The organism is Kineococcus sp. NBC_00420, from assembly GCF_036021035.1.
Classification (GTDB): Bacteria; Actinomycetota; Actinomycetes; order Actinomycetales; family Kineococcaceae; genus Kineococcus.
This window is the reverse complement of sequence record NZ_CP107930.1, coordinates 2266846-2290141: the sequence shown is the minus strand read 5'-3', so window position 1 is coordinate 2290141 and position 23296 is coordinate 2266846. Positions and strand designations below refer to the sequence as shown.

Here is a 23296-nt window from a genome sequence, read left to right as displayed (position 1 = left end):
CGTCTCGTCCCTGACTCTGCGCGTCCTGCTCGTACGATCGGCGGATCGCCCTCGCCCCCGCACGCTGAGGAGCACCCGTGCCCACCGCCGTCCCCGCGTCGCCCGGACCGTCCGTCGAGGCCGACGTCGTGTTCGGCGGCACCGTCTTCTGCGACCTGGTCCTCTCGGGAACAGCGCTCCCCGGACCGGGCGAGGAGGTCTTCGCCGACGGGTTCGCGCTGGTGGCCGGTGGTACCGCGAACCGCGCGGTCGCGACCGCGCGGCTCGGGATGCGCACCGGGATCCTCGCCGTGCTGGGGACCGACGTCCTGGGTCAGCGCGTCCACGACCTCCTGGCGCGCGAACCCGGACTCGACCTGCGGTGGCTGCAGCGCACGTCCGGCCTCCAGACCCCGGTCACCGTCGCCGTGACCGACGAGCACGACCGGGGTTTCATCACCTACCTCGAGGACGGCGCCAGGGTGCCGCAGGAGTGGCCCGGGCCGCTGCCCGCGGTGAAGGCCGCCCACGCCGGGATCGCCTCCGGCGTCCCCGGCTGGATCGCGGAACTCCGCCGGGCCGGGACGACGGTCTTCGGCGGCGTCGGCTGGGACGGTTCAGGCTGCTGGTCCGAGGAGGTCCTGCACCGCTCGGCCGAGGTGGACGTCTTCGTCCTCAACGAGGTCGAGGCGCTCAGCTACACCCGCACCGACTCCGTCGAAGCGGCCGCGAAGGTGCTCACCCGCCACGTCCGCTCGGTCGTCATCACCCGGGGCGCGGACGGTGTCACCGCCGTGGACGCCGGCTCCGCGGGTGTCGAGTCCTGGGTCCACGTGCCCGCCGTGCCCGTCCGGGCCGTCGACCCCACGGGGGCCGGTGACGTGTTCACCGCCGGGCTGATGACCGGTTCCGTCCTCGGCTGGGACCTGCGGACCCGCGTCGCGTTCGCCGGCCTCGTCGCGACCCTCTCGGTCCGCTCGCTCGGGGGTTCCGCCAGTGCTCCGCGCCCTGCGGACGTCGCGGAGTTCCTCACGTCGCGACGACCGGCAGGTGACTGGACCACGGTTCTCGACTGGGCCGCCCGGGCGGCAGTCGCACCGTCCTGAGCGCTACCCGTCCCGGAGGACCGACCGAGGTCAGCGCTCGATCTTGTCCAGCTTCAGCATCTTCGTGATGACGCTGTCGAGTTCCTCGTCGCGGAAGATCTTCTTCCAGTCGTCCTTGACGATCGACTCGCGGCCGTAGTCCATGGCGATGAGGCACGCGTCGGAGAACGGGTTCGACCCGCGGAGGCTGTTGGTCAGCGCGATCTGCACGTGACCGAAGAGCATCGCCTTGGCGGCCTCCTCGGGGACGCCCACGGTGTGGACGGTCTCGTGCAGGGCTTCCTTGAGCAGGGCGCCGATCATGCAGGCGATGGTCTCGACCAGGGTCGGTTCGAGGACGGCGAGCTGCTTCACGGTGACCCAGTGCACGGTGTCGACGGGGCCGTACATGATCCGGATGACGTCCTCGGCGATGTCGCGCTTGCCGAGGTCGTCGCTCTCGAACGCGGCGACGACGTTCTGCAGCGCGCCTTCCCCGCCGAAGTTGTCGGCGTACTCCTCGGGCCGGGTGCGCTCGAGGAACACCGACGGGTGGCAGGGGTGCGCGACGGCCTGCAGGACGTCCTCGCGCTGGGCGAGGAGGTTCGCGTAGGCGGCGGCCGGGTCGAGGGTCAGCAGGATCGAACCCGCCTTCATGGCCGGGACGACGGACGTCGAGACGACGCCGAGGACGGTGTCGGGGACGGCGAGGATGACGACGTCGGCGCCGTCGACGGCCTCCTCGGTGGAGACGGCGGTGCGGCCCTCGGCGGCCATGCGTTCCTTGCCGGCCGGGGAGTTCTCGGCGTAGCGCAGGGTGTGTGCGGACTTCATGAGGTTGCGGGAGACCCGCATTCCCATCTTGCCGCCCGCGCCGACGACGGCGATGACGACGGACGGGGTGACGGCGGGGGCTTCGGTCGTTGCGGTCATGGTGTTCGACTCCTCGGGGTTTCTCAGGCGGTGGTGGTCTGGGGGGAGGGTTCCTCGAGCGCGGCCCGGCTGCGCCGGGACATGACGAGGAGGATGACGGCCGACAGCACGAGGAAGCCGCCGGTGATCATGAGCGGGATCTTCTCGTCGCCCGTGAGGTCCTTCAGCCACCCGGTGACGTAGGGGGCGGAGAACCCGCCGACGTTGCCCAGGGTGTTGATGAAGGCGATGCCCGCGGCAGCCGCGGCACCGGTGAGGAACTGCGGCGGCAGCGACCAGAAGTTCGGCAGCGCCATGAAGATCCCGCAGGCCGTGACGGCGATGACGAGGATCGTCAGGTACGGCGAGTTCATGTACAGCGCGACCGGGACGCTCAGACCGGCGACCAGGGTCGGCAGCGCGATGTGCCAGCTCTTGAAACCGTGCTTCGCGATGTGGCGCGACCACAGGAACAGGGCGATCGCCGCGGGGACGTAGGGCACCGCGTTGACGAGCCCCTTCTCGAAGACCGAGAACGTCGTGCCGAAGCGCTCCTGGAACCCGGAGATGATCGTGGGCAGGAAGAACGCCAGCGAGTACAGGCCGTAGATGAGACCGAAGTAGGCCAGGGCCAGCGCCCAGACGCGACCCTCCCTGAGGATGCGGCGCGCGGGGACGTGCCCGCGGTTCTCGCTCTCGGTCTGCTCGGCGTCGAGTTCACGGCGCAGCCAGGTGCGCTCGGTGGCGCTCAGCCACTTCGCGTCCTCGGGCTTGTCGGTGAGGTAGAACCAGCACGCGATCCCCATGACGATCGCCGGGATGCCGACGCAGAGGAACATGAAGCGCCAGCCCTCGAGGCCGAGGACGCCGTGACCCTGCTGCATGAGCAGACCCGCGAGCGGGGCGCCGATGACCGTGGTCAGCGGCTGCGCCAGGTAGAAACCGGCGAGCGCCTTGCGGCGGTACTCGCGCGGGAACCACAGGGTGAGGAACAGGATGGCGCCGGGGAAGAACCCTGCCTCGGTGACGCCGAGGAGGAACCGCAGGGCGTAGAGCTGTTCGGTGTTCTGCACCCAGGTGAACAGCGTCGCGACGATGCCCCAGGTGATCATGATGCGGGCCAGCCACTTGCGGGCGCCGAAGCGGTGCAGGGCCAGGTTGCTGGGGACCTCGAGGAAGATGTACCCGAGGAAGAAGATCCCCGACGCGAACCCGAACTGGGCCGCGGTGAGGCCGAGGTCGTCGCCCATGCCGTTGGGCTCGGCGAAACCGATGGCCGTCCGGTCGAGGTAGTTGATGAAGAACATCACCGCGACGAAGGGGATGAGCCGGACCGCGGCCTTGCGCAGCGCGGTGCTACCGGCGGTGGGGGAGGTGCTGGTGTCCATGGGAAGGCGTGCTCCCTTGCACGGGTGGTGGTCGTGGTCGCCGTCGTGGTCGCCGTCGTGGTCGGACCGGTCGGCTCCAGGAGACTGTCGCACCGTCGTGCAGATTGGTCAACCGGTTGTGCGCCTCAGTTGCCCGTCTGGTAGCTCGCCAGGGTCGCCAGCGATCGGACGGTCCAGTCGGCCTCGACCGCACGCGTCGTCGCGGCGTCACCCTGGGGCACCAGCCAGTGCTCGAGGACCTGGTGGACCGTGGCCGGGTCGGGCTGGACGACGGCGAGCAGGTCGCGGAAGTCGAGCTGTCCCTCGCCGAGGGGGCAGCTGGCCAGGGTGAAGCCCGCCCACCCGTCACGACGCGTGAACGTGAAGTCCTTCACGTGGATGTTGACCACGCGGGGGGCGAGTCGGCGCACGACGTCGCGGGGGTGCTCGAGGTTGGCGACGCAGTTGGCCGGGTCGAGCACGATGCCCAGGTGCGGGGAGTCGACCTCGTCGACGATCGCGAGCAGGTCGGTGGTCGGGATCTGCTCGTAGGTCTCCAGGCCCAGCGTGACGCCGGCGGCCGCGTACTCCGGGACGACCTCGCGCAGGCGGTCCACGCTCTCGCCGGCGGTGGGTCGGTCGCTCACTCCGCCGTGCTCGGAGTAGACCATCGTGCGGACCGTCCGCACCCCCAGGGCGAGGGCGTGCGCGAGGTGCGTGCGCAGGTGCTCGACCCCGGTGCCGCGGGTGCCCGTCTCGAGGATCAGGCCGCGTTCCGCGGCGGCCGTGCGCAGCGTGGCCGCGAGCTCGGGGGTGAGGGCCTCGAGGTCGGGGTGGTCGCAGACCTGGAACACCTGCCCGCCGAGGTCGGCGATCTCGTGCAGCATCTCGACGAGGGAGATCGGCTGCGGTGCAGTCGGGTTCCAGCGGTGGCTGTACGCGTAGGTGGACACTCCGACGGCCACGATGCCTCCTTGGGTACCCCGGGTCTCCGGAGCTCGATTGGTCAACCGGTTGCAGGGTATCGCTCCGGAAGGGGTGGGCGCGAGGAACAAGACGACGCCCGATCCGCTTGAACCGGGTGAGTGCGCACTGCGCGCCCGTGCGGGGCCTCCACCGCTGCGACGCCGCGGGAGCCGCCCCCGGCCCTGGTCACCCGGACCACCGCCGCCGAGCATCGAGGGAGAACCTGGACATGACTGATCTGCAGTGGCGTGTGGTGCTGGCCGCCGACGAGGCCGGTGTCTCCTACAAGAACGCGATCAAGGCCGACCTGCTGAAGGACCCCCGGGTCAAGGAGGTCCTCGACGTCGGCGTCGACAGCGACACGGACAAGACGGCCTACCCCCACGTCGCCGTCGCCGGGGCGCGCAAGATCGCCGCGGGTGAGGCGGATCGCGGGATCTTCGTCTGCGGGACGGGCATGGGCGTGGCGATCTCGGCGAACAAGGTCCCGGGGATCCGGGCCTCCGTCGCGCACGACTCCTTCTCCGTGGAGCGTCTGGTGCTCTCCAACAACGCCCAGGTCCTGACCCTGGGTGAGCGGGTCATCGGCAAGGAGCTCGCCCGCCGTCTGGCGAAGGAGTTCCTGGGCTACGTCTTCGACGAGACCTCCGCCTCGGCGGAGAAGGTCGACGCCATCAGCGGCTACGAGACCACCGCGAACACCGACGCCGACGTGGCCGCCTCCTCCTGCTGAGCCCCCGGCCCGGCGCCGCGTCCTGACTCCCGTCCCCGGGTGACAGGATGCGGCGCAGGATCGGCGCAGGGAGGCGTGGACGGTGCAGCGGGATCTCCTGCTCGGGGTCGACATCGGCACCGGCAGCAGCAAGGGCGTGCTGACGACCCTCGATGGACGGGTCCTGGCCCGTGCCTCGCGCCGGCACCGGACCGACAACCCCCGCCCCGGCTACGTCGAGCACGACGCCGACGCCGTGTGGTGGGACGACTTCTGCGCCGTCTCCCGCGAACTCACGGTCCGCGCCGCTGACCCGACCGACGTCGCCCACGGCCGGGTGGTGGCCGTCGGCGCCAGCGGCATCGGCCCCACGGTCCTCCTCGCCGACGAGCACGGGCGCCCGTTGCGTCCCGCGATCCTCTACGGCGTCGACACCCGCTCCGTCCAGGAGGCCGCCGACCTCGAGGAGCGCTACGGCGCCGAGGACCTGTTGCGCCGCTGCGGTTCCACGATGTCCACCCAGGCCGCCGGCGGGAAGCTGGAGTGGCTGCGCCGCCACGAACCCGACGTGTTCGCCCGGGCGCGCCACTTCTTCATGTCGAACTCCTACCTCGCCTTCAAGCTCACCGGCGAGTACGTCCTGGACCAGCACTCCGCCAGCCAGACGACCCCGCTCTACGACCGCCACGAGGCGGCCTGGATCGAGGACCGCTGCGAAGAGGTCGCCGAGGGTCTGCCCATGCCTCGGCTCGTCTGGCCCTCCGAACGGATCGGCACCGTGACGGCCGCGGCGTCCGCGGCGACGGGGATCCCGCTCGGCACGCCCGTGGCGGCCGGCACCTGCGACGCGTGGGCGGAGGCGGAGAGCGTCGACGTCGGCCGGCCCGGGGACCTGATGGTCATGTACGGCTCCACGACGTTCTTCATCGCCGTCACCGACGGTCCCCGGGTCCACCCCGCGCTGTGGGGGACGGCCGGGGTCCGTCCGGGGCAGGACACCCTGGCCGCGGGCATGGCGAGTTCCGGCAGCGCCGTCGAGTGGTGGCGGGAGACGAGCGGTTCACCCGACGTGATGGACCTCGTCGCCGAGGCCGCCGCCGTACCGCCGGGTTCCCACGGGCTGCTCGCGCTGCCCTACTTCGCCGGGGAGCGCACACCGTTCGCGGACGCCGACGCCCGAGGCGCGTTGCTGGGCCTGACGTTGCGCAGCACCCGCGGCGAGGTCGACCGGGCGCTGCTCGAGGCGACCGCCTACGGGGTGCGGCACAACCTCGACGTGATGCGGGACGCGGGCGTCGACATCCGCCGCGTGGTCGCCGTCGGGGGTGGGACGGGATCTCCGTTGTGGCCGCAGATCGTCACCGACGTCACCGGCCTGCGCCAGGAACTCCCCGCCGAACGGGTCGGGGCCGCCCTGGGGGACGCGAAGTTCGCCGCGGTCGCCCTCGGCGCCGTCGACGTGGACGCCACCTGGAACCGCGTCGAATCGGTCACCGAACCGGATCCCGTGGCCGCCGAGGTCTACGCCGAGCTGTACCCGGCCTACCGCCGCCTGCACGAGGTGACGGCGGACCTCCAGCACCAGTTGTCGGCGCTGGAACGCCGCACCCGGCGCTGAGCCCTCACCCGATCCGGGCGAGTTCGGCCCCCTCGTGGAACTGCCGGCCCGGCGTCGCGGTCAGCTGGATCCGGCCCGCGCGGTGGGCGAGCAGCGGGGTCTCCATCTTCATGGCCTCGATCGCGCCGAGGTGCTCACCCACCCGGACCTCCTGGCCGTCGACGACGTCCCAGCCCACCAGACTGCCGCCGACCGGAGCGCTCAGCACGGCGTCGTCGGTCACCGCTCGCGGGGCGACGGGTGCCGGGTTCGCCTGAGCGAGACCCGCGGGCAGGGCGAGGGTGAACCGCCGGCCGTCGAGTTCCACCCAGGTGCGGACCACCGCGTCGTCGGAGGGGGGAAGCGGTCGGTCCGCGGCGAGGTCGCCGAGCCAGTCGCACTCGGTCTCGATCCAGCGCGTGTGCACCGCGAAGTCGTCGGTGAACGCGGGGTCCTCCAGGAGTCGGCGGTGGAAACCCGCGACGGTCGGGAAACCGTCGAGGCGCAGTTCCGCCAACGCCTGGCGGGCCCGGCGCAGCGCGTGCCGACGGTCGCGGCCGTGGACGACGAGCTTCGCCACCAGCGAGTCGAACGCCGGGGCCACGACGGAACCCGTCGTGACCCCGCTGTCGACGCGGACCCCTGGACCGCCGGGCAGGTCGAGACGTTCCACCGCGCCGGGGGTGGGCAGGAAACCCCGACCCGGGTCCTCGGCGTTGAGGCGGAACTCGAACGCGTGCCCGCGGGGTGCGGGGGTCTCCGTGACCTCCAGCGGCAGGCCGTCGGCGACGAGGAACTGCTGGCGCACCAGGTCGATCCCGGTGGTCTCCTCGGTGACCGGGTGCTCCACCTGCAGGCGGGTGTTCACCTCGAGGAACGAGACCACCCCACCCGCCCCGACGAGGAACTCCACCGTCCCCGCGCCGCGGTAGTCGACCGCGGCGCAGATCTTCTGCGCCGCAGTCACGACGGCCTCGTGCTGCGCCGCGGTGAGGAACGGTGCCGGGGCCTCCTCGACGAGTTTCTGGTTGCGCCGCTGGACCGAGCAGTCCCGGGTGCCGACGACCACGACGCTCCCACGGCCGTCACCCACGACCTGTGCCTCGACGTGTCGCGGGCGTTCCAGGTACTGCTCGACGAAGCACTCACCGCGTCCGAACGCGGCCACGGCCTCGCGGACGGCGGAGTCGTAGGCCTCGGGGACCTCCTCGAGGTCGTGCACGACGCGCATCCCCCGACCGCCACCGCCGAACGCGGCCTTTACGACCAGGGGCAGCCCGTGCTCGCGCGCGAACGCCAGGACCTCCTCGACCCCGGACACCGGCCCGGGGGTGCCCGCGGCCAGCGGTGCGCCCACCGAGCGGGCGATCTCGCGGGCGGCGGTCTTGTCGCCGAGCCGTTCGATCGTGTCGGGGGTCGGACCGATCCACGTGAGCCCGGCGTCCTCGACGGCGCGGGCGAACCCCGCGTCCTCGGAGAGGAACCCGTACCCGGGGTGGACGGCGTCGGCACCGCTGGCGCGCGCCACCGCGAGGAGCTTCGCCGCGTCGAGGTAGGTCTGCGCGGGGGTGGTCCCGGGCAGCGCCCACGCCTCGGTGGCGGTGCGGACGTGCAGCGCGTCGGCGTCGGCGTCGGCGTAGACCGCGACGGAGGCGATGCCGTAGTCGGCGCAGCCGCGGGCGATGCGGACCGCGATCTCGCCGCGGTTGGCGATGAGGACCTTCTTCACGCCGACGTTCCTCCTGGTGTCGTGGGGCGGAAACGCATGCGGGCCCCCGGAGGGACCTGCGCGAGCAGGTCGAGGTGGTGGGCGGCCACGCAGGCGATGACCGGGTAGCCGCCGGTGACGGGGTGGTCGGCGCCGAACACGACGGGCCGCCCGTCCGGCGGGACCTGGATCGCACCGGGAACCGTTCCTTCGCTGGGCAGTTCGCCCGGCACCCGGCGCTCCAGGGGTTCTCCGTCGAGACGCAGGCCGACCCGGTTGGAACGCGGGGTGACCGTCCACTCCTGGGTGGCGAAGCGGTCGAGCGCCCCGGTCGTGAACCAGTCGTCGCGCGGGCCGAGCCGCACGTCGATCTCCACCACCTCCCCGCCAGCGGGGAGGTCCTGCACCGCAGCGGTCCCCAGGGTGACCGGACTCCGGGGCGAGGGGCCGACGGGCAGGTGGTTCCCGGCCCGCACCGGGTCCGGTCCGGTACCGGAGAGGAGGTCGGTGGAGCGGCTGCCCAGGACGGGCGTGACCGCGAGGCCGCCCCGCACGGCCAGGACCGACCGCAGCCCATGGGCGGGACTCCCGACGAGGAGTTCCTCGCCCGCGTCGAGGGCGAACGCCCGGTCCGCGGCGACCGGGAACGTCGCGGTCGGGGTCGTGACGGTGAGTTCCGCGGGGGCGCCGGTCAGGGCGAGGACGAGGCGTCCGTGGGCCCGGACCCGCAACCCCCCGGCGACGACCTCGAGGGCGGCGAGGTCCGGTGCGTTCCCGACGAGGCGGTTCGCCCGGCGCAGCGCGGCGCGGTCCAGCGCACCGGACCGGGAGAGGCCTTCCGCGGACCGGCCGGGACGGCCGAGGTCCTGGACGAGGGTCTGCGCTCCCGGGGCCACGACCTCGAGGAACGGCGCCTCGACGGGTTCGCACCGCACCGGCGGGGGCACCGCGGGGACGGGCGGCTCGGGGGTCTCGACGAACCGGACGCGCATGCCCGGCCGCAGCAGGGCCGGTTCGGCTCGCTCGACGTCCCACGTCGTGGCCGACGTCCGTCCCAGCAACCGCCAGCCTCCCGGACTGGCCCGGGGGTAGATCCCGCCGAACCGGCCGGCGAGGGCGACGGACCCGGCGGGGATGGTCGTCCGGGGCGTCCCGCGGCGGGGGACGTCGAGGACGGGGTCGTCCCCGGCGAGGTAGGCGAAACCCGGCGCGAAACCCGTGAACGCCACCGTCCAGGTCGCGGCGGTGTGCCGGCGGACGAGGTCGGGGACGTCGATCCCGCACGTCCGGGCCACCTCGGCGAGGTCTTCGCCGTCGTAGTGCACGGGGATCTCGACGAGGGTTCCGGTCGCTGTCGCGCCACGGGACAGGGACCGGTCGCGCACCGCGGCGGCCAGGGTGGCGGCACTGGTCAGCAGGGGCTGGAAGCGGATGAGGACGGTGCGCGCGGCGGGGACGAGTTCCGTCGTCCCGGGCGGGGGCCCGGCGGTCAGCGAGGCGTGCAGGGCGAGGGCTTCGTCGAGGTCGGCGACCTCGACGAGGAGGCCGTCGGACCCGCAGGGGAGGAACCGCACGGTCAACCGGCGAAGGCGCGGACGGTGACGCCCGCACCCTCGAGTCCGCTGCGCACGGCCCGGGCCATCTCGACCGCGCCGGGTGAGTCGCCGTGGACGCAGATGGACTCGGCCGCGACGGGCACCTCGGAACCGTCCACGGCCGTGATGGTCCCGTCGCTCACCCACCGCACCATCCGGTCGGCGATCTCCTGCGGGTCGTGCAGCACTGCCCCGGGAACACGTCGGGAGAGGAGGTTCCCCTCGGGGGTGTAGGCCCGGTCGGCGAACGCCTCGGCGACGACCGTGAGTCCCGCGGCACGGGCCCGCTCCAGCAGCGGTGACCCGGCGAGGCCGACGAGGGGGAGGGACGCGTCGAAGCTGAGCAGTGCGGTGATGACCGCGCGGGCGTGCCGTTCGTCGTGGGCGATGGTGTTGTAGAGGGCGCCGTGGGGTTTCACGTAGTCGACCTGCGCGCCCAGCGTGCGGGCGACGCCGGACAGGGCGCCGAGCTGGTAGACGACGTCCCCGGTGAGTTCGTCCTCGCTCGCGTCGACGTAGCGGCGGCCGAACCCGGCGAGGTCGCGGTAGGAGACGTGGGCGCCGATGCGGACCCCGCGCTGCTTCGCGCTCGCCACGGTGCGGGTCATGGTGGCGGGGTCCCCGGCGTGGAACCCGCAGGCCACGTTGGCGCTGGTCACCGTGGCGAGGACCGCGTCGTCGTCGCCGAGCTCCCAACGGCCGAAGCCTTCGCCGACGTCGGCGTTCAGATCGATGGTGGCCACGGAGCGATCCTGCCGATCGTTCAACGATTCCGCAAGAGGTCCCGCTGGTACCGTCCACGACGTGGAACCCCAGGACCGCTCCGGTCGCGCGCACCGGGTCGCCGACCTGGTGCGGGACGGGATCCTCGACGGCAGCTACGGCGTGGGCTCGCGGTTGTCCGAACCCGAGCTCTGCACGGCCTTCGAGGTCTCGCGGAACACGCTGCGCGAGTCGTTCCGGATGCTGGCCGAGGAACGGCTGGTGGTCCACGAGCTCAACCGCGGGGTGTTCGTCCGCGTCCCCAGCGAACAGGACGTCCACGAGCTCTACGACGCCCGGCGACTCGTGGAGTGCGCCGCCGTCCGCGACCACGGCCGGCGCACCGACGGCCTCGCCGACGTCGCCGAGACCCTCGAACGCGCCGAGCGCCTCGCCGCGGCGGGGGACTGGATCGGGGTCGGTACCGCCGACATCGACTTCCACCGGGCCCTGACCGCACTGGGCAGCGTCCGCATCGAAGGACTCATGCAGAGCATCTGGAACGAGATGCGTCTCGCCTTCCACGTCGTCGGTTCCCCCGAGGACTTCCACGGCTCGTACCTCGCGCGCAACCACGTCGTCCTGGACACCCTGCTCGAACGCGGTGGCGTCGCGGCGGCCAGGGAGTTGCGCAGCTACCTCGACGAGGCCGAAGGGCGCGTGCTGCAGGCCTACCGCGACCGCCGCTCCGCCTGAACGGCCTCGGCCGCGGCACGGACCAGCGCGATCGTCTGGTCGACGACCGCGCGGCGGTCCTCCTCGAACGCGGCGTCGGTGATCGCCGCGGGGTCGACGGGGTCGACGATCGCCGAGACGTGCAGGTGGCCGCCGGGGACGTCGTCCGCCCCGAGGGCGAGCCGCAACCGGTTCGAGCGGTACATGCTCTCGTTGCTGAGGTAGTCGCCGCCCGTCCCGGCCGCCGCGGTGCTGCCGGGCGAGGGGTCGGGGTTCGAGCGCAGCGCCGCGGGGTCGGGGAACGACCCGGCAGGCCACTCCCGGATCCCCTGCTTCAGCACGACGGGCCAGGGGCCGGTGCCTGCCGCGACCATCGCCGCGTGTGGCAGGGTCGTCCCGATCCACTCGGGGTTCTGGTCGGGCTGGGCCCAGCGGGCGGCGCGGCCCACCGGCCCGAAGTGCTGGTCGCGGCTGTTGTCCGGGGTGCCGCCGCGGGCGTTCGCCGCCCACTTCTCCACGTCCATCCGCCCGCGGCTGGTCATGCTGATCGTGGTGATCAGGTCCGCTCCCGCGAGCAGGGCCGGGCCGAAGGCGTCTTCGACGATCCCCTGGTCGAAGTCGCCGTAGTTCACCGGGAGCACGACGGACCGGACGACGACACGCCCCGCCGGGGTGTCGAAGGTCGCGCCGTCCAGCTGCAGCGCAGCGCATCCGGACGGGTTGGAGTGCCGGACGTCGGCGTCGAGGCCGTAGGGGTCGAAACCGCTCACCGCGACGCGCAGGTCCCCTGCGGCGGCTCCCGGCCAGAGCGGGCGGTCGATGCCGCGGGAGGTCCGGTCCAGGACGTGCAGCAGGGCGAGGCGCTGGTGCTGGACCTCCAGGACGTCGTTGTCGAGGCTGCGCAGCACCGAACCCGTCGCGGTGCGGGCCCAGTACAGCGGGCGGTCGTCGTAGGGGTCCAGGCCGTCGGAACCCGGTCGGTTCCCCGCCCGCCGGACGGCGCTCTCCCACAGCCGGGTGCCGTGGTCGCGCACGACGGCGTGGAGGGCGTCGAGGGTGCTCGCCGTGCTCGCGGCGGCCGTGAACTCCGCCACGAGCGTCGAGAACCCGGACGCGGTGAGGACCTGCTCGGCGACCGGGGCGGTGAGCCGGGATTCCTCCACCGTCGGCGGGAGCGGACGGGACGGGCTGTCGTGGGGGGTGCGGTTGGTGGTGGGCATGTCGACGTCACCTCGGGGGCTCGACCGGGAGTTGCCTGCGGAAACTGGTCCGACCGTACCCCTTGCGCGATCGTTGAACGATCCCTAGCGTCGCCGGGAACACTCGACCTCCCGTTCGTCCTCCGGAAAGGCGCGGAAGTGCTCGTTCTCCTCGGAATCCTCGTCGTGGTCGCGGGTTTCGCCCTGCGGCTCAACCCCATGCTCGTCGTCACCGTCGCCGGTCTCGTGACCGGTTTCCTCGGCGGGATGACCCCCGTCGAGGTGCTGAACGCGTTCGGGACCGGTTTCGCCGGTTCCCGGTCCGTCAGCATCTTCCTGCTCGTCCTCCCCGTGATCGGGATGGTGGAACGCAACGGTCTGCAGGAACAGGCCCGGCGGCTGGTGTCGAAGATGTCCCGGCTGAGCACGGGCGGGATCCTCGCGGGCTACTTCGTGATCCGCCAGGTCACCGCGGCCATCGGCCTGATGAGCATCGGCGGCCACGCCCAGACCGTCCGGCCGCTGGTCGCGCCGATGGCCGAGGCCGCGGCCGTCCGCCGGTTCGGGCCCCTCCCCGACGCGGTCTCGCAGCGCATCCGCGCGTTCGCGGCCAGCACCGACAACGTGGGCGCGTTCTTCGGTGAGGACATCTTCGTCGCCGTCGGTGCCGTGCTGCTGATCACCTCCTTCGTCGACACGACCTACGGCTACACGCTCGAACCCCTGCAGCTGGCGCTCTGGGCGATCCCGACCGCGGTGGTGGCGCTGCTGGTCCACGGCACCCGCAGCCTGCTCACCGACCGGGGGCTGGCCCGGGAGATGGCGAAGTTCGGGACGTCGGAGGTGGCGGGGTGATCCGCGTCGAGTGGTTCTACTGGGTGATGGGGTTCTTCTTCCTCGTCGTCGGCGCCCTCGTCGCCCGCGACCGGAGCAACCCCCGCCGGGCCACGAGCGGCGCGTTCTGGGCGTTGCTCGGCCTCTGCTTCCCCTACAGCTCGTTCGTCGTGGCGCAGACCGCGCCGGGGTGGCCGCTCGGACTCGCGATCGTCGCCATCGCCGCGATCGCGGGGACGGGTCGGTTGGCGCGCAGCGGGTCCGCCGCGGGCGGAGGGACGGCCGCGGTCGTCGACGGCCCCGCTTCCCCGGCCGGTCGTGCGGGGACGACGCTGCTCGCGACGCGCGAGGTGCTCGCCGCCCGGTTCGGGAACCGTCTCTTCGTCCCGGTCCTCATCATCCCGGTCGTGACCGCGTTGTGCGCCACGGTGGGCAAGGACATCACCGTCGGCGGTCAGCCGTTGCTCCAGAGCGGCAGCGAGACCGTCATCGGTCTCGCCGCGGCGGGGATCATCGCGGTCCCGGTCGGGATGTGGTTGTTCCGGCAACGGACGCCGGCCCTCGCCCTGACCGAAGGACGTCGCCTCACCGAGGACCTCGGCTGGGCCCTCGTCCTGCCGCAGTTGCTGTCGGTGCTCGGGCTCGTGTTCGCGACCGCCGGGGTCGGGGACGCCATCGGCACCACGGTCTCGGCCGTCCTGCCGGACGGCGCGCTGCTGCCGGCGGTGATCCTCTACTGCGTCGGCATGGCGGTGTTCACCGTCGTCATGGGCAACGCCTTCGCGGCCTTCCCGGTGCTCACCGCGGCGATCGGCTACCCGGTGCTCGTCGAGGCCATGGGCGGGAACCCGCCGGTGGTGTTCGCGATCGGGATGCTGTCGGGGTACTGCGGGACGCTCTGCACCCCGATGGCCGCGAACTTCAACGTCGTCCCCGTGGCGTTGCTGGAACTGAGGAGCAACTACGCCGTGATCCGGCAGCAGATCCCGACGGCCGTCCCGCTGCTCGTCGCGAACGTCGTCCTGATGTACTTCCTGGCCTTCTGATGCTCGCCCCGCTCGCCGGGCGGTTGGCCCGGACGGCCGTGGCGAACGTGCGGCGGGAGTTCCCCCACGCGCCGGGGACGGAACTCCGGGGTCCCGGGGACCTGGTCCGGCCGAGGGCGGCGCACCCGGCCTTCCACGGGTGCTACGACTGGCACTCCGCCGTGCACACGCACTGGCTGCTGGTGTTCCTCCTCGAGCACCACCCCGAGGAGATCGACGTCGAGGCGGTGCGGGCCGTTCTCGACGACCACCTCACCGCGGCCGACCTCGAACGCGAGACCCTCGCCCTGGTGACGTCGCCGGGTTTCGAACGGCCCTACGGCTGGGCCTGGCTGGTGACCCTCGCCGCGCAGTGCCGGGCCTGGACCGGTGCGAACCCCGCCTGGGGATCGGCGCTGCGCCCCGCGGCCGACGCCGTCGCCGACCTCGTCCTCGACTGGCTGCCGCGGGCGGGGCGTCCGGTGCGCGCCGGAACCCACGCGAACTCCGCGTTCTCGCTCGGCCTGCTCCTCGACGCGGCTCCCGTGCTGGGCCGGGACGACCTGGCCGACGCCGTGCGCGCCACGGCCACGGACTGGTTCCTGCCCGACCGGGACGCCCCCCTGACCTGGGAACCGTCGGGAGAGGACTTCCTCTCGCCGGGTCTGGCCGAGGCCGACCTGGTGCGACGGTTGCTCCCCGCCGAGGAGTTCCCGCCGTGGCTGCAGGGGTTCTGGCCGGGACTGGCGCAGGGGGAACCCCGGACCCTGCTCGAACCGGTCGCGGTGCCCGACCGGTTGGACGGCCGCCTCGGCCACCTCGACGGGCTGAACCTCTCGCGCGCGGCCGCCCTGGCGGACCTGGCCGCCGCGCTGGACCCGACCGACTCGAGGCGGGGCGTCCTCTCCGGGGCCGCCGACGTGCACCTCGGGCGGGGCCTGGAGGCGTTGTCCGCCGACGGCTACGCCAGCACTCACTGGCTGGGGACGTTCGCGGCGCGGGCCCTCGCCGCTCGGGCGGGCGACCTCGGCGGACCTCGGCCACGATGAGCGGGTGCGCCGGCTGTCGAACGACGACGTGGCCTGCTGGCTGGTGAAGTCGGCCGGTCGGCCCGCGGAACTGGAGCCGGCGGGATGGCAGGCGGTGCGACGATGCCTGCGCCCGAGCTACCGGCTGGGCCTGATGGCCGCCGGGCAGCCGTGCCTGCTGTGGGTGAGCGGAGCGCGCGACCCCGGGGTCGCGGCGGTGGGACGGCTCGCGGGGGTCCCGGGCGACGACGACCGGGTGGAGCTCGACCTCCTGCCCCTCAGAGCGCCGGTCGAGCGGTCCGCGCTGCTCGCCGACGGCCGGTTCCGCGCGGCGGAGGTGATCCGGATGGCGGCGGGGAGCAACCCCTCCTACCTGCGCAGCGACCAGCTCGCGGCGGTGCTGGAACGGCTCGCCGACGACGACCGGGACGCGTGGGGTCTCACGCCGCCGTGAGGAGCTTGGCGGCCGTCGCCGGGTCGGTGACGAGGTGGTTGAAGAAGCCGCCGCGGGCGCCGGCGAGGACGCTCGGCACCTTCACCGCCCCGTAGACGACGGCGATGCGGTGCGGGACGGCCCGCAGCACGTCGAGCGGGATCGCGATGAGGCGGTCGGCGCCGTCGTAGGAGATCTCCACGCCGTGCGCGTCGTAGAAGCGGGAGGCGACGTCGCCGACGGCGTCGCGCAACGGGGTCTCCGCGGTGGGGACGAAGCTCGGGATCGAGTCGCGCTGCAGCGGAGGGGCGCCCACGCCCATGACCGCGCACCGGGCGCTCTCCCAGAGCGCGGTGAACCGCTTGAACTCCGGGTCCGCGACCAGGCTGCGCCGCAGCCCGCGCCCCGGGAACGCGGGAGCGTGCAGGAACCGCGGGGTCCCGCCCACGGCGGCGGCGACGCGACGGGTGATCTCGTTGGTCTGGTACCAGGCCTCGGCCTCGTCCTGGCCGCCGACCATCGGGGCCACGACGACGCCCGGCAACGCGGGCAGTTCGCGTCGGGCGATCTCGTAGGCGGTCCGCCCCGAGGAGACCAGGAGCACGTCCCCGGCGACGAGGCCGAGGCCGGCGAGCAGCACGGCCAGGACGGGCGAGACGGCCTCGGCCACGTGCTGGGTCGTGGTGGCGGGCGACAGCCAGACCCCCTCCAGCCCGAGGGCCGTGCGCAGCCGTTCCGCGAGGTCGTCGGGGTCCTCCCGGGGGAGCGGCAGCACCTCGATGCGGACCAGTCCCCGGTCCCGCGCCTCCTGCAGCAGACGGCTCACGGTCGCGCGGGACGTGCCCAGTCGCTCCGCGATCTCGGCCTGGGTCGCGTCCTGCAGGTAGTAGAGCGTCGCGGCGGTGTGCGCCAGCGCCAGTGGGAACCGGCTGTCTCCCTTGGGTCCCTTGACCACGCCCCCACCTCCTGTGTCGGCCGCCACGCTACCCAGCGGCGGGGAGGGCACTCGAGTCGGCCGTGCACATGTGTGCTGGACATCTGTGCTGGCCGGTCCTAGGGTCAGGACAGGACGGACCCGTGAGGGGTCGACGGACTCTGCGAGGGAGCAGCTGATGACCGGCACTGAACCACAGACCATGCGAGCCGTCGTGGTGCACGGACCGGAGGACTACCGCCTCGAGGAGATCCCCGTCCCGGTCGCGGGACCGGGGGAGATCCTGCTGAAGGTCGAGGCCGTCGGCATCTGCGCCAGCGACCTGAAGTGCTACCACGGCGCCGCGAAGTTCTGGGGCGACGAGAACCGCCCGGCGTGGACCGAGACCGGGGTCGTCCCCGGACACGAGTTCACCGGCCGCGTCGTCGGGATCGACGCCGAGGCGACCGCCCGCTGGGGCGTGTCGGAAGGCGACCGCGTCGTCGCCGAGCAGATCGTCCCGTGCTGGAACTGCCGCTACTGCAACACCGGCAACTACCACATGTGCCAGCCGCACGACATGTTCGGGTTCAAGCGCCGCACCCCGGGCGCCATGGCCGAGTACATGGTCCTGCCGAAGGAGGCGCTGGTCCACAAGGCGCCCTCGGACCTCCCGCCGTGGCAGGTCGCCTACGCCGAACCGCTGTCCTGCGCGCTGCACGCCGTCGAGCGGGCGAACATCCGCTTCGACGACACCGTCGTCATCGCCGGCTGCGGCCCGATCGGCCTCGGCATGATCGCCGGTGCGGCCGCGAAGTTCCCGAAGCGCATCATCGCCCTCGACGCGCTGCCGCAGAAGCTGGAACTGGCGAAGAAGTGCGGGGCCGACCTCACCCTGAACATCACCGAGGTCGACGTGGTCCAGACCGTCAAGGACCTCACTGACGGCTACGGTGCCGACGTCTACATCGAGGGGACCGGTCACCCGTCGGCGGTGGCGCAGGGCCTGAACCTGTTGCGCAAGCTCGGGACCTTCGTCGAGTACTCGGTGTTCAAGGACCCGGTGTCGGTCGACTGGTCGATCATCAGCGACGACAAGGAACTGAACGTCCTGGGGGCCCACCTGGGGCAGAACACCTGGCCCGCCGCGCTCAAGCTCATCGCCTCGGGCCGGCTGCCGCTGGACGAGATCTGCTCCCACCAGCTGCCGCTGGAAGAGTTCCAGAAGGGACTCGACCTCGTGGCCGACTCGGCGAACTCCGTCAAGGTGTCCATCGTCCCGGGGTTGTCGTGACCCCGCAGAGCACGACCGACGCGCCGTCGGAGGGCCGGCTGCAGCGACTGGGCATCCCCCCGGTCCTCCGCTGGGGTTTCGTCGGGGTCCTGGTCTTCATGACCGGCAACGGCGTCGAGTCGAACTTCCTGACCCCGCACCTGGTCGACGTGCTCGGTCGACCGGAGAGCGCCGTCGCGAGCATCATCACCTACTACAGCCTCTGCGTCCTCGTCGGCAGCTACGTGTCCGGGGCCCTGTCCGACCTGTTCGGGCCGCGCCGGGTCATGGCCCTGGGTTTCGTCGTCTGGGTCGTCTTCGAGGTGCTGTTCCTGCTCGCCCTGCAGGCGGAGAGCTTCCCGCTGGCCGCGGCCGCCTACGCCGTCCGGGGGTTCGGGTTCCCGCTCTTCGCCTTCGCGTTCCTGGTGTGGGTGAACATCACCACCCGGCCAGAACGCAACGGCGCGGCCGTCGGCTGGTTCTACGTCGCGTTCACCGGTGGTCTGCCGACGCTGGGCTCGCTGTTCGCCGTCGGGGCGATCCCGCTGTTCGGTGGCGGCACCCCGGGTGAGACGGGCGCGATGGTCGCCTCGATCGGCCTCGTGGTCATCGGGTTCCTCATCGCCTGGCTCGGCGTCCGCGACCCGCGCGGGAACCAGCGGATCGCCCCGGCGGAGGAGTCAGCCGCACAGGTCCTGACCTCGGGCGTCCGTCTGGCGTTCCGGCAACCCAAGGTCGGCATGGGGTTCCTGGTGCGACTCATCAACACCGCGCCCGAGTTCGGGATGTTCATCGTCCTGCCGGCCGTCATCGCCACCGAACGCGGCTGGGGCCAGTCCCGCTGGCTGGTCATGACCGTGTGCGTCTACGCGACGAACATCCTGGTGAACGCCATGTTCGGCGCGATCGGGGACAAGATCGGCTGGCAGCGCACCGTTCAGTGGTTCGGGATCGTCGGATCCGCCTGCGGTCTCGTGCTCTGGTGGTACGTGCCGCAGCTGGTTCCCGCCGGCAGCACCTGGGGTTACGTCCTGTCCGTCCTCGCTGGCTGCGTCTTCGGGATGCTCCTCGCCGGTTTCGTGCCGATGGGCGCGATCATGCCCGCGCTCGCCCCCGACCACAAGGGTGCCGCGATGGCGATGTACACCACCGCCGCCGGTGGGGCGACGTTCCTCGGATCCGCCGTCGTGTGGGTGGTGCTGCAGCTCGGTGGCAGCAACCAGGCCGTCGTGTGGTCCTTCGTCGGCCTCTACGCCGTCGCGTTCGTCCTGGTGCAGTTCCTCCGGGTTCCCCAGGTCCGCGCGACGCACGGGAAGCTGGAGACGGTCACCGCCTGACCGACCCAGGCCATCGAGGGAGCCCATCGCCACCCGGCGGTGGGCTTCCCGCGTCCGGTCCGTCCTGCGGGAGGACGACGGGGAACCAGTGGGGCCTTCGAGGGCCACCCGGCCTCGCACAGGCGCTCACCCGGCACCCCCAGCGGCCCCGGCTCAGGGAGCCTCGCCGGCGTCGGCGACCTCCTCCTCCGGACGGGGCGGCACGTCCTCGTCCTCCTCGAGCTCGGGGACGGGCGGGTCGGCGGGGTCGAACGTCGGCTGGCTCACGCCCCGACGCTACGACGCCCGGGACGCCGGCGCAGGGTGACGTCGGGGCGGTACCGCGACGACGTCGAGGTCGCGGGCGACGTGGACCGTCGTCCCGGCTCCGACCTCCGCGATCGCGGCCCGGGCTTCGAGTCCGAGTTCCTCCAGGTCGGGGTAGCGCTGCGAGAAGTGCGCCAACACCAGCGTGCGCACTCCGGCACGGGCGGCGGCGAGCCCGGCCTGACGGGCGGTCAGGTGCCCCCGGCTGAGGGCCAGGTCGGTGTCGCGGTCGGCGTACGTGCACTCCAGGACGGCGAGGTCGGCGTCGCGGACGACCTCCTCGACGGCCGGGCAGAGGCGGGTGTCCATCACGAAGCCGAACACCTGCCCGGGGCGTTCCACGGAGACGTCGCCGAGGCGGACCCCGCGGAGTTCACCCCGTCGTGCCAGTTCCCCGACGTCGCGACCGCTGATCCCCGCGGCGGCGAGGGCGTCGGCGTCGAAGGACCGGCCCGCGGGTTCGGCCAACCGGTAGCCGATCGTGGGGACCCGGTGGTCCAGGGCCTGCGCGGTCAACCGGCACCCCGCGACCTCGGCCACGTCGACGGGCTCGTCCAGGGTGGGAACCCCCTCGACGGTGACCGCCACGTGCGCGTCGGCGACGACGGCGAGCGCGTGGAGGTGCTCGAACGCGTCGACCGGCCCGTGCAGGGTCACCGCACGTCCCGGTCCGTCCTGGGCCATCCGGTTCAGGACGCCGGGGATGCCCAGGCAGTGGTCGTTGTGGCGGTGGGTCACGCAGATCCGCTCGATACGGGGTGCGGAGACCTCGGCGTGCAGCATCTGACGCTGGATGCCTTCGCCGGGGTCGAAGAGGATCGAGGTGCCGTCCCAGCGCAGCAGGTACCCGTTGTGGTTGCGGGTCCTGGTGGGTGCCTGCCCGGCGGTGCCGAGGACGACGAGTTCGCGGGGGCTCACCCGACCATCCTGCCGAGTCGGCCGCAGGACGGCGCGACCGCGCAGCCCCGCGCTGAACTCCTCCGGTCGTTCCACGGGGACCAGGGTGCGGGCGCCGTGGACCCGGGCGTCGGTGCAGTTCGTCGCCGAGGTCGCTCCGTCCGACGACGAAGGACCTCAGGGTTTCCGCGGCGCTGTGCCGTCGCGCGTCGTCGAGGCAACGGCTCAGGAGTTCCACGAACGTGCTGTGCCACGACGCCGCCGTCGGGCCGCCCCCGTGCTGTGCACCGCCAGGCGGGTGGGGACCAGCGTGGTCGACGGGGTGGTGCTCATCGTCGCGTTCCGTTCCGGACGTCGGTACCTACCGGGGCGAGCGCCCCGGCGCGTCGACACCCGAACCCAACCCGTCGTGCCACCGGCTGCAGGTAGTGCCGGTCGGCTACTCGCTGTGCTTCACAGGTGACTCCAGGCGGGTCTCGATGGCGAGGACAGGTGAACCTGCTCCTCGTTCGGCGGCTGCTCGGTGGCGGATCGTGGTCGGCCGGGACCCCGGTCCGCAAACCTTGCGGGACCGGCGGTGACCACCCCGTCGGGCCCCACCTCGTCTGGAGAACCGACCATGCGCACCAAGACCCTCGCCTCCATCGCCGCCGTCGGGCTCGCCGCCGTCGCGGTCGCCTCCGCGAGCGCGGCCTCCGCCACCGACGCCCCGCAGACCGACCGCCACGCGCGCACCCTCTCGGCCGACACCCTGCGCAGCGTCGAGACCAAGTCGTCGCAGACGGCGGCCGGCAACCTCCGCGTCTCCGGCGCGGACCGCTACGAGACCGCGGCCCAGATCTCCGCCCTGGGCGGCTGGGACCACGACACCACGTCCGCGGTGTTCCTCGCCTCCGGGACCTCGTTCCCCGACGCCCTCGCCCTGGGCAACACCTTCTCGGGGTTCGGTCCCGTGCTGCTGACCGAACGCGACAGCCTGCCCGCCGCGACCCGGGCCGAGCTCGCCCGGATCCGCCCCTGCTTGATCATCGTCGCCGGTGGGGCCCCGAGCGTCTCCGACGCCGTCTTCGCCGACGCCGAGCAGTACGTCGACCACGCCGGGTGCGACATCTCCTGAGCGTCCCCGCTCTGCCGCGACGGCGGCTTCAGTCTCCCGTGCCGGGTGAGGCGAAGACGCCGTCGGGGTCGACCGTCTTCCGCACCTCTCGCAGGCGGGCGAGGTTGTCGCCCCAGCAGGCCGTCGCCCGGTCGGGGAGCCCGGCGTCGGCGTAGTTCACGTAGGCCGCGTTCCCGGTCCACCGGCTCAGCGCCGCACGGGTCCCGGCGACCACGGCGTCGAAACCCGCGGCGTCCTGCCGTCCCGTCCAGGTGGCGGTGTGCTGGACGGTGGCGAGGGCGGTGCGCCAGGGGAACGCCGTGGCGTCGGGGGCGACGTCGGCCACCGCGCCCCCGAGGGCGTCGAACGACATCCCGGCCTCGACCAGACCGGCCGGTGGTGCGTCGATGACCGCCTGCACCGCAGCGACTCCCGCCTGGACCCCGGCGTCCGGGAGTTCCCGGCCGAGCATCGAGGAGGTCGCGGCGAAGGGTTGCCGGTGGTCGCCGTCGAGGGCCTTCGTCGTGCACGCCGCCGCGTCCAGCCCGGAACACCCCGCCTCGTAGGCCATCGCCGCGGCGTAGTCGAGACGGCGGTGGGTGTTCGCGGCGGGCGCGGGGAGGCGGCCGAGGAGACCCGCGAGGGCGGTGTCCAGGGAGGCCGACCCGGTCCACGCCCCGGAGACCTGCACCCGGTCGCCGTCGCCGGGGTTCGCGAGGAGCTTGCACGTGGACCACAGTTCCCGCGGTGCGTCCGGCAGCCACGCCTGCCAGGCGGCGAGGACGTCGGCCGCGCGTTCCCACGGCCAGCGCAGGAAGAACACCTCCACGTCGGGAGCGGGACGCAGCGCGAACTCCCACGACGTCACCGCGGCCAGTCCGGGGCCGCCGCCGCGCAGCGCCCAGAACAGGGCGTCGTCCCCGTCGACGGTCTGCTGCCTCCCGTCCGCGGTGACGACCGTCGCGGAGCGCAGCTGGTCGCAGGTGAGCCCGAACGAGGGGGCGAGCACGCCGACCCCGCCGCCGAGGGTGAGTCCGCTGACGCCCACCGTGGGACACGATCCGGCGCCGATCGCGAGACCCCGGGAACCCAACTGCGAGTAGACGTCGATGAGGGTGGCGCCCGCCCCGACGCTCGCCGTCGTCCCGTCGGCCGACACCTCGACGGAGTTCAGCGCCGCCAGGTCGACCACGAGCCCGTCGTCGGCGGACCAGCCGCCGTAGGAGTGACCTCCGTTGCGCATCCTCAGCGGGGTTCCGGAGTCGGCGGCGAAGGCGACGCAGGCCGCCACGTCGTCGGCGGTGCGGACGGGGGCCACGGCCTGCGGGGCGGCCGTGAAGCGGGGGTTGTAGAGCAGGTTCGAGGGGTTCCAGCCCGTGGTGTCGGGGCGCAGCAGACCGCCGGGCAGGCGGGCGGACAGGTCGTCCCAGCTCGGCGTGGACGTGGATGTGGGCGTGGGCGTCGTGGTCGGACGAGCCGGTGGAGCCGGGCGGTCGCAGGCGGCCGTGGCCAGGGTGAGCCCGACGGCCAGGACCGTCCTGCGGGTCGTGGTCGCTGAGCGAGCGGTGGGTTCACCCATCGCACCAGCCTCTCACCG

21 protein-coding genes are annotated in these 23296 nt (G+C 72.8%); 11 read left to right on the top strand and 10 right to left on the bottom strand.

The genetic code is table 11. The annotated features are described in order from the left end of the window. The first annotated feature begins 77 nt into the window (after nucleotides 1-77). Complete coding sequence (locus OG218_RS11165) at nucleotides 78-1085, top strand: carbohydrate kinase family protein (protein WP_328293293.1); 1008 nt, start codon at nucleotides 78-80, stop codon at nucleotides 1083-1085. Between the two features lie 30 nt (nucleotides 1086-1115). Here the strand turns inward: OG218_RS11165 and OG218_RS11160 are convergent, their stop codons facing one another. The 3 genes from OG218_RS11160 to OG218_RS11150 form a co-directional block, all read right to left on the bottom strand. Further along, nucleotides 1116-1997 carry a phosphogluconate dehydrogenase C-terminal domain-containing protein gene (locus tag OG218_RS11160; protein WP_328293292.1) on the bottom strand — a complete coding sequence of 294 codons (882 nt, stop codon included), beginning with the start codon at nucleotides 1995-1997 and terminating at the stop codon, nucleotides 1116-1118. Between the two features lie 23 nt (nucleotides 1998-2020). Beyond that, complete coding sequence (locus OG218_RS11155) at nucleotides 2021-3364, bottom strand: MFS transporter (RefSeq protein ID WP_328293291.1); 1344 nt, start codon at nucleotides 3362-3364, stop codon at nucleotides 2021-2023. A gap of 125 nt (nucleotides 3365-3489) precedes the next feature. Further along, nucleotides 3490-4308: a sugar phosphate isomerase/epimerase family protein gene (locus OG218_RS11150; RefSeq protein ID WP_328293290.1), complete on the bottom strand. Its 819-nt coding sequence runs from the start codon at nucleotides 4306-4308 to the stop codon at nucleotides 3490-3492. A gap of 230 nt (nucleotides 4309-4538) precedes the next feature. Here OG218_RS11150 and OG218_RS11145 point away from each other — a divergent pair, with 230 nt between their 5' ends. Further along, nucleotides 4539-5042, top strand: a complete 504-nt coding sequence (locus tag OG218_RS11145) for a ribose-5-phosphate isomerase (RefSeq protein ID WP_328293289.1) — start codon at nucleotides 4539-4541, stop codon at nucleotides 5040-5042. 82 nt (nucleotides 5043-5124) lie between these two features. Continuing rightward, nucleotides 5125-6639 carry an FGGY-family carbohydrate kinase gene (locus OG218_RS11140; RefSeq protein ID WP_328293288.1) on the top strand — a complete coding sequence of 505 codons (1515 nt, stop codon included), beginning with the start codon at nucleotides 5125-5127 and terminating at the stop codon, nucleotides 6637-6639. Nucleotides 6640-6643: 4 nt separating this feature from the next. Here the strand turns inward: OG218_RS11140 and OG218_RS11135 are convergent, their stop codons facing one another. The 3 genes from OG218_RS11135 to OG218_RS11125 are packed head-to-tail and all read right to left on the bottom strand — an operon-like array spanning nucleotide 6644 to nucleotide 10664. Continuing rightward, entirely contained in the window at nucleotides 6644-8347 is a 1704-nt protein-coding gene (locus OG218_RS11135) for an acetyl/propionyl/methylcrotonyl-CoA carboxylase subunit alpha (RefSeq protein WP_328293287.1), read from the bottom strand. Further along, nucleotides 8344-9900 (bottom strand): 5-oxoprolinase/urea amidolyase family protein, encoded by a 1557-nt coding sequence (locus OG218_RS11130; RefSeq protein ID WP_328293286.1) that lies wholly within the window; start codon nucleotides 9898-9900, stop codon nucleotides 8344-8346. The genes OG218_RS11135 and OG218_RS11130 overlap by 4 nt, the downstream gene beginning before the upstream one ends. A 2-nt stretch (nucleotides 9901-9902) precedes the next feature. Beyond that, nucleotides 9903-10664, bottom strand: coding sequence for a LamB/YcsF family protein (locus tag OG218_RS11125; protein ID WP_328293285.1), 762 nt, complete (start codon nucleotides 10662-10664; stop codon nucleotides 9903-9905). 61 nt (nucleotides 10665-10725) lie between these two features. Between OG218_RS11125 and OG218_RS11120 the strand changes: the two genes are divergently transcribed. Then, complete coding sequence (locus OG218_RS11120; RefSeq protein WP_328293284.1) at nucleotides 10726-11379, top strand: GntR family transcriptional regulator; 654 nt, start codon at nucleotides 10726-10728, stop codon at nucleotides 11377-11379. Here the strand turns inward: OG218_RS11120 and OG218_RS11115 are convergent. Continuing rightward, a complete protein-coding gene (locus OG218_RS11115; protein ID WP_328293283.1) occupies nucleotides 11355-12578 on the bottom strand; it encodes a hypothetical protein in 1224 nt (407 codons plus the stop codon). The two genes, OG218_RS11120 and OG218_RS11115, sit on opposite strands and share 25 nt — an antisense overlap. Before the next feature lie 138 nt (nucleotides 12579-12716). Here OG218_RS11115 and OG218_RS11110 point away from each other — a divergent pair, with 138 nt between their 5' ends. The 4 genes from OG218_RS11110 to OG218_RS11095 are packed head-to-tail and all read left to right on the top strand — an operon-like array spanning nucleotide 12717 to nucleotide 15898. Then, the gene (locus OG218_RS11110) at nucleotides 12717-13412 is read left to right on the top strand and encodes a DUF969 domain-containing protein (protein WP_328293282.1); all 696 of its coding nucleotides are present in this window, start codon (nucleotides 12717-12719) and stop codon (nucleotides 13410-13412) included. Beyond that, nucleotides 13409-14437, top strand: a complete 1029-nt coding sequence (locus OG218_RS11105; RefSeq protein WP_328293281.1) for a DUF979 domain-containing protein — start codon at nucleotides 13409-13411, stop codon at nucleotides 14435-14437. Before OG218_RS11110 ends, OG218_RS11105 begins: the two co-directional genes overlap by 4 nt. Then, nucleotides 14437-15465 (top strand): DUF2891 domain-containing protein, encoded by a 1029-nt coding sequence (locus OG218_RS11100; RefSeq protein WP_328293280.1) that lies wholly within the window; start codon nucleotides 14437-14439, stop codon nucleotides 15463-15465. Before OG218_RS11105 ends, OG218_RS11100 begins: the two co-directional genes overlap by 1 nt. A gap of 4 nt (nucleotides 15466-15469) precedes the next feature. After that, nucleotides 15470-15898 carry a hypothetical protein gene (locus OG218_RS11095; RefSeq protein ID WP_328293279.1) on the top strand — a complete coding sequence of 143 codons (429 nt, stop codon included), beginning with the start codon at nucleotides 15470-15472 and terminating at the stop codon, nucleotides 15896-15898. On the opposite strand, the gene OG218_RS11090 is transcribed toward OG218_RS11095, so the two are convergent. Then, nucleotides 15885-16832 (bottom strand): sugar-binding transcriptional regulator, encoded by a 948-nt coding sequence (locus OG218_RS11090; protein WP_328293278.1) that lies wholly within the window; start codon nucleotides 16830-16832, stop codon nucleotides 15885-15887. The two genes, OG218_RS11095 and OG218_RS11090, sit on opposite strands and share 14 nt — an antisense overlap. A 157-nt stretch (nucleotides 16833-16989) precedes the next feature. On the opposite strand from OG218_RS11090, the gene OG218_RS11085 reads away from it, so the two are divergent. Then, nucleotides 16990-18084: an alcohol dehydrogenase catalytic domain-containing protein gene (locus tag OG218_RS11085; RefSeq protein ID WP_328293277.1), complete on the top strand. Its 1095-nt coding sequence runs from the start codon at nucleotides 16990-16992 to the stop codon at nucleotides 18082-18084. Further along, nucleotides 18081-19400, top strand: coding sequence for an MFS transporter (locus tag OG218_RS11080; protein ID WP_328293276.1), 1320 nt, complete (start codon nucleotides 18081-18083; stop codon nucleotides 19398-19400). The genes OG218_RS11085 and OG218_RS11080 overlap by 4 nt, the downstream gene beginning before the upstream one ends. A gap of 276 nt (nucleotides 19401-19676) precedes the next feature. Here the strand turns inward: OG218_RS11080 and OG218_RS11075 are convergent, their stop codons facing one another. Further along, nucleotides 19677-20624 carry a ribonuclease Z gene (locus OG218_RS11075; protein ID WP_328293275.1) on the bottom strand — a complete coding sequence of 316 codons (948 nt, stop codon included), beginning with the start codon at nucleotides 20622-20624 and terminating at the stop codon, nucleotides 19677-19679. Between the two features lie 598 nt (nucleotides 20625-21222). Between OG218_RS11075 and OG218_RS11070 the strand changes: the two genes are divergently transcribed. Then, a complete protein-coding gene (locus OG218_RS11070) occupies nucleotides 21223-21720 on the top strand; it encodes a cell wall-binding repeat-containing protein (protein WP_328293274.1) in 498 nt (165 codons plus the stop codon). 28 nt (nucleotides 21721-21748) lie between these two features. On the opposite strand, the gene OG218_RS11065 is transcribed toward OG218_RS11070, so the two are convergent. Beyond that, nucleotides 21749-23278, bottom strand: coding sequence for an FAD-binding oxidoreductase (locus OG218_RS11065; RefSeq protein ID WP_328293273.1), 1530 nt, complete (start codon nucleotides 23276-23278; stop codon nucleotides 21749-21751). Nucleotides 23279-23296 lie beyond the last annotated feature (18 nt).